Genomic DNA, 9,588 nt, shown 5'->3' on the forward strand with positions numbered 1-9,588 from the left:
AAGTCCGAAGCGGTGCCATACCTGGACACGGCCCTCGCCCTCTAACGCATGACCGCAAGGCTCCAGCGAGCCCGCCCTGGCGGCCCGGACCTTCAGGCGCTTGTCGACGAACTCGCGGAGAAGCTGGGCCGGTCCGTCGTGGTCGACGATTCGCTGGTCCGCATGGTCGGCACGAGTCGCCACTTCGGCGACGAGGACCCGGTACGCATCGGCACCCCGTTGCAAGGCCGTGCCGACGACGCGACCATCCGCTACATCCTCGCTCAGGGTGTGACCCAGTGGTCCGGGCCCGGATTCATCGACGGCCGTGACGATCTCGGACTGCTGCTCCGTTACATAGTGCCGCTGCGCGAGCGCGGGCGTCTCCTCGGGCTGCTCATCGTGGTCGTGCCCGAGAAGGCGCTCGGGGAACCGGAGACGGATGCCATCGCGCGGGCCGCCGACGTCATGGCTGCCCAGATGTACGGAGAACACATCGCCGCCGACACCCGGAAGACCGACGAGCGGAACCTGGTGCTGGAACTCGTCGACACCAACGTCGCCACACGCACCGTCGCACGTCGGCGTGCCATGGAACTCGGGCTGCTCGGGGAGGCGGAGCACGTCCTGATCACCCTCGTCCAGCTGAGCCGCGGGACGGAGCTCGTGCGGCAGTCCGAGGCTGCCCTGTGGGGGGCGTTGGAAGGATTCAGGAGACGCGTTCGGCCCAGGGCCTCGTCGCGATCGACCAGGAGTGGGCGGTGCTGCTCCAGCTCCGCGACCGGCCCCCCGGCCCGGACGAGGTCATTGCCCGGTCCGCCCGCATCCTTGCTGAACTCCACACCTTCCTGGACTCTTCGGCAGCCCCCGTGATCGGCGTCGGCGTGCGGCACCCGAGCTCGTACGACGCCTGGACGTCGTACGAGCAGGCGCTCGTGGCGGCCCGCGCGGCGCGCCGAGTGCCCTCCTTGAAGAGCATCGGCGACTGGGACCTGCTCGGAGAACTCACCGTATTGCTCCAACTCCCCGAGCACGCCCTGAACGCGTCCCTGGTTCCCAAGCCGCTTCGTACCCTGACCGAGGTCCATGGCGGCGACCGGCTGCGGGACACCCTGCGCTGCTTCCTCGAACACGCCGGATCGATTTCCAGGACCGCGGACGCGCTGCGACTTCATCGCACGTCGCTCTACTACCGCCTGCGCCAGATCCAGGAGATCACCGGACTCGACCTCGACGACGGCGCTCACCGGCTCACTCTGCAACTCGGGCTCAGGATCGTGGAACTCCTCACCGTGAGCGACGACGTGGCCGCTTGACCATGGCCCGCTCTCGCGGCGGACTCCCACCGCTTCGACAAGGCGAGAAGGATCCCCCGCCCGATTCCTACAGCACGCGGTGGTGGTGGCGGTGCGCCGCATTCGAAGATGTTCGGGACGCGGTGGGCGCGAAGGCCCGCCCGTGACCAGGGAAGAGGTCATGAAGGAACTGATCACGACGGACGGGACACGGATCGCGTACCGAGACACCGGCGGCGAGGGCGTTCCCTGGTGATGCTTCATGGCTGGGGCCAGACGCGGGCGATGTTCCGCCCCCGCTTCGTCGCCGAGCAGATCCCCGATGCGGGCCTGCACGTCTTCGCCTCCGACGCGGCGAGCTCGCACTTCCCCTTTCTCGAGAACCCGACGGCCTTCAACGCCGTGGTGGAGAAGTTCCTGGCCAAGGAACCCGAGCCCTGGGCGTAACCCGGCCCCCACCTGCACGAACCGTACAGCTTGGAGTCCCCATGCCCCCATCACTGATGTCCCCTGTGGTTGAACGGGTGAGTCGGTACGCACCCGATCCCCTTTCGGCCTCCTCCCACTCGGAGTGGCTGGTTCAGGTACGTTCCGAGATGCCGGGTAGGAGGGACGGAAACCACCTCTACCTCGGCGTGCATGTCCGTGGGCAGGTCACGATCGCCCGTGAGGAGGCCAAGACCTTCCTGGAGCCGAACGATCTGGTCTTCTGTGATCCGGCCCGACGGCACCTGCTGCACTTCGGCGACGACTGCCAGATGATCTTCTTCCGGATACCTCGCTGCTATCTGGGAGTCACGGAGTCGGAAATGAACCGGGTGCTCGGTGTGCCCATCCGTGGCAGTGAGGGCTTCGGGGCGCTGGTGTCGGACTTCCTGTCCGCACTTGCCGCCAAGGCGGAGTTCCGCCAGTCCACGATCGGGGACCGGCGCGCCCGGACGGCCGTTCACCTTCTCTCCGTCCTGGTCATGGAGCTCCTCGAAGCGGACACGGCGGACGAGGCCGCCGACGCGACCGGGGTCGGCAACGAGCTGTTGTCCCGGATCCGCGCCTTCATCGAAGAACATCTGATGGACCCGGACCTTTCACCGCAATCGATCGCACGCGCCCACCACATCTCCGTCCGATACCTGCACAAGCTCTTCCAGAACGACGGCAGCACGGTGAGCCAATGGGTGCGGCAACGCAGGCTCGAGTCCTGCCGGATCGAGTTGGGCCGGTCCAATCGGAGATTCACCATGGCCGCGGTGGCACACCGCTGGGGCTTCAGCAGCCCCTCGCACTTCAGCCGTACGTTCCGGGGCGCGTACGGCATGACTCCCAGCCAATGGCAGTCGCTGGCGATCTCGGCCTTCGCTCCCACCGCCACCGACGCCCAGGACAAGCGAATGCGATGAGATGCACGTGCACTGTCATGGCAGCGCGGATGCGCAGGTGTGCAAGAGGTGCCGTTCCTCCGGCTCTACCGTGGGCGATCAGGCGCGCTGATCTCCTGGCTGAATTCTGGGCCGCGCCCTGACCGCCATGACGTCGGCCATCGGAATACGACGCGACGCCTCACACGTGGCCTGACACCGAGAAGAGAACTCCCATGACCACCCCCACCGTTGTCCTTGTGCACGGTGCCTTCGCCGACGCGACAGGCTGGATAGGCGTCATCTCGGAACTGCGGAGCCGCGGCATCCCGGTGATCGCTCCGCCGAACCCCCTGCGAGGCCTCGCCTCGGATGCCGCTTACCTTGCTTCCGTCGTCTCGCAGATCGACGGCCCGGCCGTACTCGTCGGTCACTCCTACGGCGGTGCTCTGATCACCATGGTCGGCGAAGCGGAGAACGTCGTCGGACTCGTCTACGTGGCCGCCTGCGTACTCCATGAGGGCGAGAGCCTCGGCCAGCTGCTGGGGCGCTTCCCCGACTCCCCGGTGAAGAGCAACCTGAAGGAGCGGACGTACCCGCTCCTCGACGGCGACTTCGTGGTCGAGGTCACCATCGACGAGGCGGCCTTCCCCGCCGTCTTCGCGGCGGACGTGACCAAGGACGTGGCCAGAGTCCTGGCAGCGACCCAACGCCCACTCGCAACCGCCGCGTTCACCGAGACGGCGTCCACGGCGGCGTGGCGGACCAAGCCATCCTGGGCCCTGGTGGCCGGGGCTGACCGCACGATCAACCCTGAGGTCCAGCGTTTCGGCGCCGAGCGGGCCGGAGCCGTCGTCGTCGAAATCCCGGACGCCTCCCACGCCGTCGCCCTGTCCGAGCCCACACAGGTCGCCGACCTGATCAGGGACGCGGTACGAGCGACGAGTTGACCGGCCGGTACACCGTGCTGTGCGCGGGGGTACCGGGCTGCCATGGCCAACCAGGTCTTTCAGGCCACGCCCGGCGCCGAGGACGTTGCCGCGCCGACGCTCTGCTGTGGTGCGTCATTGTCCTGGCAGGTGCGTCGGTGCAGTGGCTCACCGGTATGGGGTTCGCGCTCGTCGCGGTACCGGCATTCGCCGGTACAAGTCTTCAAACCATGATCGACCGCATTGCTGGGGGTCAAGGGGTCGCAGGTTCAAATCCTGTCGTCCCGACTCGTAAGAGTCGCAGGTCAGGGGCTGTATCGGAGGTATCCGACACGGCCCTTTGATCATTCTTGGGGACCAGTTGGGGACCAGCGCGCTTGACCGCGTCAGCGGGTGGCCACGAGCGGGCTCGGCAGGGAGCGTGGGGCGCGCAGGACGCTGAGGTGGGCGGAGAGGGCTGTGCCGGCGGCGGTCCTGCTTGTAGAGCCTCTGCCACCCGGTGACACGGGCGGGGTTGACCGTGATGATGCCGTCTCGGACCGCTTCAAGACCTCGGCGCCGACTGGCAGCAGCGCCATTTCAACACCGTCCGCAAGACCCGCGACCTCGTCCGACAGCTCCAGGCACTCGGCCACCAGGTCACCCTCGCACCCGCAGCCTGAAACTCACCGCCGACCACGATGCCCGTTCCGCTCCGCGAAATGGACGCTGCCGCCTGGCCGGCTGAGCCCGATTTTCCGTTCAGCTTCTGCTGAGCGAACGGGTGGCCCCGGGCGAGTTGACGCTCGGGCAGGAGGGTGTGACCGCGAACTCCAACGGAGCCAATGGAGATCGCCGTCTTCTCCCGGCGGGGCGACCGGCGAGCGACCGGCTGGCTCGCCGAGTACTCCAGCGCGATCACGCCCGGACCACCCGGATGTACCCATCAGCAGGCCCGGGACCAGGACTCCCGGACAGTGGTCCCGCCCCCCTGCCACTCCGCTTGGCAGCTGGACCACCCCTCGCTCAACCGCCCGCCCGGCGCCGCCGAAGGCGAGCTCGAAAGACCACCGGACGCGCCCCCGTCCTCCCGGGCAGTGGCCCCTTTGGGAAACTAAGGTTGACGAGTTTCGGCGTGGGAACTATAGTTGTCACGTGACTTCGACTGAGATTACCCAGGAAGAGCGGACCGAGCTGGAGAAGGCCCTCTACGACGCCCTCAACCCGCTCGCCTCGGCCATTCGCTCCCGTGAGTCGGGGCTGCCCGAGGCTCGCATGTGGGCGGCGGATCCGGTTGACGTGACTCTGTCCGTCCTCGCTGCCTGGAAGGTGGTGGACGCGGAGGTCAAGCGACTCACAGCGGTAGCGGCGGCAACGGCCGGCTCCTACGGTGCGAGCTACGAGCAGATGGGTGCCGTCTGGGGCATCACCCGGCAAGGTGCGCGTAAGAAGTGGCCCGACGCGGTCACCCGCCCCGCGACCGCGGAGGCGCCGACGGGCGCCACGCTCAAACTGTTCGGCGGCGTGGCCGAGCTGGTGCAGGACCCGTCGTCCGGCGGTTGGACTTGGGCGGCCGAAGGCGCGGACAAAACGCGCGGCGGCGCGGAGGAGGACATCTGGTATGCGACGAAGGAAGAGGCCGCCGCTCATGCCGGAGCCTTCCTGCGGGAGCACGCCGCCGACCTGTCCTGACGTCGGTGGCGCGCTCTCTACGGGGCCGTGGAATGGTGTCGACGGATGTAGGCGTTGATGGCGGCGTCCCGCTCGGCGTGGCTGCCGTTGAGCGCGAAGGCGCAGGGCGGCGAACTCGGGCTCGCTCCAACACAGAAGTGATGGCGCGAGACCCTTGCCCGCTTAAGATCCTGCGAGCCCACCGGTTCGGGGAGAAGCCGTACGTGGTGCTGGACCACTCTCCTCACACGGGCACCCGAGTGGGCGAGCACGGGCGACGAACAACCAGATCGAGCTGGTCTTCCCGCCAACCTCCAGCTCGTGACCGAGCTGTGCGATGGGCTGGTCGATGTTGGCCCGGCATCGGCGCCACCGACTTCCGGTACCTATAGAGCCGGGCCGCCTTCCACGGAATCGGCCAGACGGCCCGAGATGGCTCCAAGGAGCCGGGGCGCGTGCTCGTTGATATAGAAATGGCCGCCCGAATACGTGCTGAGGCTGAACTCGCCGGTGGTGTGCTGCGCCCAGGCCTGTGCCTCGGTCCGGCTCACCTGTGGATCGGTGTCGCCGACATGGACGTGGATAGGCGTGCGGAGCGGCGGCCTGCGCTGCCAGCGATAGCTTGAGATCGCCTTGTAATCGCCGCGAATGGCCCCGATCGACATCCGCATCAATTCCTCGTCCTCGAGGATTGCGGCGTCGGTTCCGCCGATTTCCTTCAGCGCTTCGAGGAGCGCCCGGTCGTCGAGCAGGTGAAGATTCTCCGGGCGGTCGATGGAGGGAGCGCGCCGACCGCTGAGGAAAATGGCCGAAAGCTTTATGCCGTGGTCCTCCAGTCGCTGCGCGACTTCAAAGGCGATCGTTGCTCCCATGCTGTGTCCGAATAGCGCGAGCGACTTGTCGGTGAGCGGCAGTAGTTCCTCGGTTATCGCGTCGGCCAGCTCCGTAATAGTTTCGAGACAGCGCTCGATACGCCGGTCCTGCCGACCTGGGTACTGCACGGCCAGCACCTCGATGGCGGGGCTGAGCGCCCGCGACGCGGGGAAGTAGAAGCTCGCCGAACCGCCGGCGTGCGGGAGGCAGACGAGCCGGGTGGCGGCGCCGGGCGCCGGGTGGAAAGTGCGGATCCACAACTGGGATCGGCTCGGGTTCTGGGTCATAAAGCTCTCCTCGCCTCTCGCTGCACCGGACCCGTGGTTACGGAAAACCCAGTTACTGCATACGGGTACGCACTGATCGTTTCATCAAGCGACGGGTGAGGGGAAGTTGTGAAGGCGTTTTTATCGATCGCGCCGGGAAGTAGGTGCGGAATCGATTTCGAGCACTCGCCTGAGTGTAAGCGGGAGATGATCAGGCAGCAACTGTGATCTTACTCACTTGACGGCGTGTCATGCGGGTGTCAGGATGCGGCTATGGCGAAGCGGGAAATGGCAACGTCGACATCCAAAATGTTAATGTCGCGCATCGTGCTTCGGATTCTCATGATGTCGGGGGATCCGGTCGCCCAGCTGATTGCGAGACATCCCGACAAGGACCCTTATTCGGTCTACGAGAGCATCAGGGAAAAGGGCGTCCTGGTGCGCGGAAACATCGGCGCTTTCGCTACGTGCGACCACGAGTTAGCCTCCGCGATTCTCCGAGACAGCAGCCGGTTCGGCTCCTTCGCGATCGCGAAGGCGAAGCCGATCGACACCACGGTCTACGACGACAACGGCGAGCGTCTCATCGTCCCGATGGACGACTCCTTCCTCTCCATGGACCCCCCGGACCACACCCGGCTGAGGCGCATGGTCGCGCCGTGGTTCTCACCCCGCGCGATCCGGGAGCGCACCGCGACCATCGAGACCATGCTCGAGGAGCTGCTCGACGACTTGGCGGCCCAGGGCGAGTGGGACGCCGTGAACGACCTCGCCGTCCGCGTCCCGATCCGGGTGATCTCGGCGTTCTTCGGCATCGGCGAAGAGGATTTCGAGCTGTTCCGTCGGTGGGGCGGCATCATCGGCACCTCGGTCGACGGTATCCGCACCATGGGCGACCTGAAGACCTTCCGCCAGATGCTCATCGAGATGCAGGAATTCTTCGGCGACCTGATCGAGCTGCGCAAGCGTGAACCGGGCAACGACCTGGTGACCTTCATGGTGCAGGCGGAGCCCGAGGGCGAGCCGCTCTCGTGGCACGACATGGTCGCCACCTGCGGCGTCCTGCTCGGCGCCGGCTTCGAGACCACGGTGAATCTGATCGGCAACTGCATCCTCACCGTGCTGAGCGACCCCGACCTCCGGCAGCAGCTCATCGACTCCCCGGAGCTGATCCCCAATGCCGTCGAAGAGGTGCTGCGCTGGGACGCCCCGGTGCAGTACCTGCTGCGGGTCACCACCGAGCCGGTGACGATCGCCGGCGTCGACATCCCCGCGGACTCGCCCGTGTTCGTGGTCGTCGGCGGAGCCAACCGCGACCCGAAGGTGTTCGGGGACAACGCTCAGGAATTCGATCTCCACAGGAAGAACAGCCGCGAACACCTGACGTTCGGTGACGGCATCCACCTCTGCGTCGGGGCGGGTCTGGCGCGGATCGAGGCCGCGGCCACCCTGCGGGTGCTGCTCCGCAAGTTCCCTGACCTGCATCTCGCCGACGGGGCGGAACGCCGCCCCACTCGGGTGGTGCGCGGCATGACCTCCCTGCCCGTCCGGCCCGGGGCCGGCGCCGTGAGGGCATGACCGAAGGACCGACCCTTCCGGAGGCCTGACCTCTTCGAGCCATGCGCTCGTCCGAACGTCTCACTTCACAACGGGGGAAGATCGATCATGGCCGATTCGGCCCGGCAGATACTCGCCGAGATGCGCAGTGAACTGGCGCCCGTCGCGGGGGAGAACACCTTCGTCGAACTGGTCGCCGCTGGGGGTGCGTCCCAGGAGACCCTGCACAGGTACGCAAACGAGGAACACCTGATCTTCACCAGCGACTGGGGAAGCTACCTCTCCCTCGCCGGACGGTCCACCGCACCGGACACCCGGCAGTTCTTCATGGGGCTGGCGCTCGGTGAAGCAATGGGTCTGCCCGGGCTCGCCGTGTTGTCCGCGGCACTCGGCGTGGACGAGGACGCCCGCCGCACGTACGAGCCGATGCCGCTGTGCCAGGCCTATCCCGCCTACACCGCCTGGCTCTCGCTCAACGCCGACCCCGCCGACGTCGTCGCCGCGCTGCTGGCCAACTTCCCCGGGTGGTGCGGGTACTTCGCCACCCTCGCCGGCGCCCTGCGCAAGCACCACGGCCTGGACGACCAGGCCTGCGCGTTCCTGGACGGCCTCAGCACGCCCAACCCGCAGCTCGAAGCGCAGGGCATCGCCATACTGGACCAGCGCCTTTCCGAGGGCTGGACTCCTGGCACCGCGCGGCGGTACGCCCGTTACATGCGCACGTACGACCTGCTGTTCTGGAACAGCCTCGTCGAGACGACCGCGTGAGCGGCTTCGGCCCTCGACTTCTGGCCGGCCATCAATTTCCTTTCACATTTCAATTGATGCGGTTGCTCGCCGGACGCCGTCCTGCGAGCGCCGCTGTGTGGCGCGGCTGCGATCGACTGCCCGGAATGAGGAATCCACATGCACGTACCCCGTGACTTCGCCGTGCACGAGGTCGGGCCCGTCGTCGATCTGATCCAGGCGAACCCCCTGGCCTGCTTCGTGACGACCCGGGACGGCGTGCCGGTGGCCTCGCACATCCCCGTGGTGTTCGCCTCGGACGACGACCTCACCGGGCTGACCGACCTCGTCGGTGTGACGATGTACAGCCACCTCGATGTGATGAACCCGCAGTACACTGCGCTCGCCGACGGAGACCGGGCACTCGTGGTCTTCCAGGGCTCGCACGGCTACATCTCGCCGACCGTGTACGACGTCGTGCCGGCCGCACCCACCTGGAACTTTTCCGCCGTGCACGTCCGCGGCAGGATCCGGCTCCTCGGCCCGGGCGAACCCGCGCTGAAGGTCGTGAAGCGGACCGTGACCGCCCTCGAAGGCCGCTTCGGCCAAGGGTGGGACATGACGGACTCCATCCCCTACTTTGAGCGGATCGTGCCCGGCGTGGGCGCATTCGAGTTCGAAGTGGAGGCGGTGGACAGCATCTTCAAGCTCTCCCAGGACCAGCCCGCCGAGCTGCGCGACAAGGTCGAGTCCTGGTTCCACGGCAGCGGCGTCGGTACCCACCGAGCTCTCGCCACGGAGATGTGCAGGCATCGCCCTGCGACACAACCGACCGAGGAGAAGGCGCCTCCCCATGCCGACTGAAGCGAACTCCAGCGGCCTGCGCGCCGCTCTGCGGCAGCTGATGAAGCACACCCGGCCGGAGCCCGACACCATTCCGCGCGCGGACCGGAGCACG

Annotated in this window: 10 protein-coding genes; 8 read left to right on the forward strand and 2 right to left on the reverse strand. The window is 67.1% G+C overall.

Annotation, left to right across the window (positions count from 1 at the left end):
* Window positions 1–603: hypothetical protein (locus NGF19_RS29885; RefSeq protein WP_252429013.1), on the reverse strand; the 603-nt coding region annotated here is incomplete at its 3' end.
* A 137-nt stretch (window positions 604–740) separates the two neighbouring features.
* Between NGF19_RS29885 and NGF19_RS29890 the strand changes: the two genes are divergently transcribed.
* From NGF19_RS29890 to NGF19_RS29910, 5 genes are all read left to right on the forward strand, one after another.
* Window positions 741–1,295, forward strand: a complete 555-nt coding sequence (locus tag NGF19_RS29890) for a PucR family transcriptional regulator (RefSeq protein WP_252429015.1) — start codon at window positions 741–743, stop codon at window positions 1,293–1,295.
* A gap of 234 nt (window positions 1,296–1,529) precedes the next feature.
* Window positions 1,530–1,721 carry an alpha/beta fold hydrolase gene (locus NGF19_RS29895; protein ID WP_252429017.1) on the forward strand — a complete coding sequence of 64 codons (192 nt, stop codon included), beginning with the start codon at window positions 1,530–1,532 and terminating at the stop codon, window positions 1,719–1,721.
* Window positions 1,722–1,870: 149 nt separating this feature from the next.
* Window positions 1,871–2,671: a helix-turn-helix domain-containing protein gene (locus NGF19_RS29900; protein WP_252429019.1), complete on the forward strand. Its 801-nt coding sequence runs from the start codon at window positions 1,871–1,873 to the stop codon at window positions 2,669–2,671.
* A gap of 194 nt (window positions 2,672–2,865) precedes the next feature.
* The gene (locus NGF19_RS29905) at window positions 2,866–3,579 is read left to right on the forward strand and encodes an alpha/beta fold hydrolase (RefSeq protein WP_252429021.1); all 714 of its coding nucleotides are present in this window, start codon (window positions 2,866–2,868) and stop codon (window positions 3,577–3,579) included.
* A 1,113-nt stretch (window positions 3,580–4,692) separates the two neighbouring features.
* Window positions 4,693–5,229, forward strand: coding sequence for a hypothetical protein (locus NGF19_RS29910; RefSeq protein ID WP_252429023.1), 537 nt, complete (start codon window positions 4,693–4,695; stop codon window positions 5,227–5,229).
* Window positions 5,230–5,594: 365 nt separating this feature from the next.
* On the opposite strand, the gene NGF19_RS29915 is transcribed toward NGF19_RS29910, so the two are convergent.
* Window positions 5,595–6,368 carry a thioesterase II family protein gene (locus NGF19_RS29915; protein ID WP_252429025.1) on the reverse strand — a complete coding sequence of 258 codons (774 nt, stop codon included), beginning with the start codon at window positions 6,366–6,368 and terminating at the stop codon, window positions 5,595–5,597.
* A gap of 306 nt (window positions 6,369–6,674) precedes the next feature.
* On the opposite strand from NGF19_RS29915, the gene NGF19_RS31070 reads away from it, so the two are divergent.
* From NGF19_RS31070 to NGF19_RS29930, 3 genes are all read left to right on the forward strand, one after another.
* The gene (locus tag NGF19_RS31070; RefSeq protein ID WP_252429027.1) at window positions 6,675–7,925 is read left to right on the forward strand and encodes a cytochrome P450; all 1,251 of its coding nucleotides are present in this window, start codon (window positions 6,675–6,677) and stop codon (window positions 7,923–7,925) included.
* A gap of 87 nt (window positions 7,926–8,012) precedes the next feature.
* Complete coding sequence (locus NGF19_RS29925) at window positions 8,013–8,672, forward strand: thiaminase II/PqqC family protein (RefSeq protein WP_252429029.1); 660 nt, start codon at window positions 8,013–8,015, stop codon at window positions 8,670–8,672.
* A gap of 138 nt (window positions 8,673–8,810) precedes the next feature.
* On the forward strand, window positions 8,811–9,494 hold the full coding sequence (locus tag NGF19_RS29930; protein ID WP_252429031.1) for an FMN-binding negative transcriptional regulator: 684 nt from the start codon (window positions 8,811–8,813) through the stop codon (window positions 9,492–9,494).
* The last annotated feature ends 94 nt before the right edge of the window (window positions 9,495–9,588 follow it).

This window comes from Streptomyces macrolidinus (assembly GCF_023887685.1).
Lineage (GTDB): Bacteria > Actinomycetota > Actinomycetes > Streptomycetales > Streptomycetaceae > Streptomyces > Streptomyces macrolidinus.

Coding starts and splice junctions, on each gene's coding strand:
- NGF19_RS29895 (WP_252429017.1), top strand. CDS start 1,530: ATGCTTCATGGCTGGGGCCAGACGCGGGCGATGTTCCGCCCCCGCTTC.
- NGF19_RS29900 (WP_252429019.1), top strand. CDS start 1,871: ATGCCGGGTAGGAGGGACGGAAACCACCTCTACCTCGGCGTGCATGTC.
- NGF19_RS29905 (WP_252429021.1), top strand. CDS start 2,866: ATGACCACCCCCACCGTTGTCCTTGTGCACGGTGCCTTCGCCGACGCG.
- NGF19_RS29915 (WP_252429025.1), bottom strand. CDS start 6,368: ATGACCCAGAACCCGAGCCGATCCCAGTTGTGGATCCGCACTTTCCAC.
- NGF19_RS29925 (WP_252429029.1), top strand. CDS start 8,013: ATGGCCGATTCGGCCCGGCAGATACTCGCCGAGATGCGCAGTGAACTG.
- NGF19_RS29930 (WP_252429031.1), top strand. CDS start 8,811: ATGCACGTACCCCGTGACTTCGCCGTGCACGAGGTCGGGCCCGTCGTC.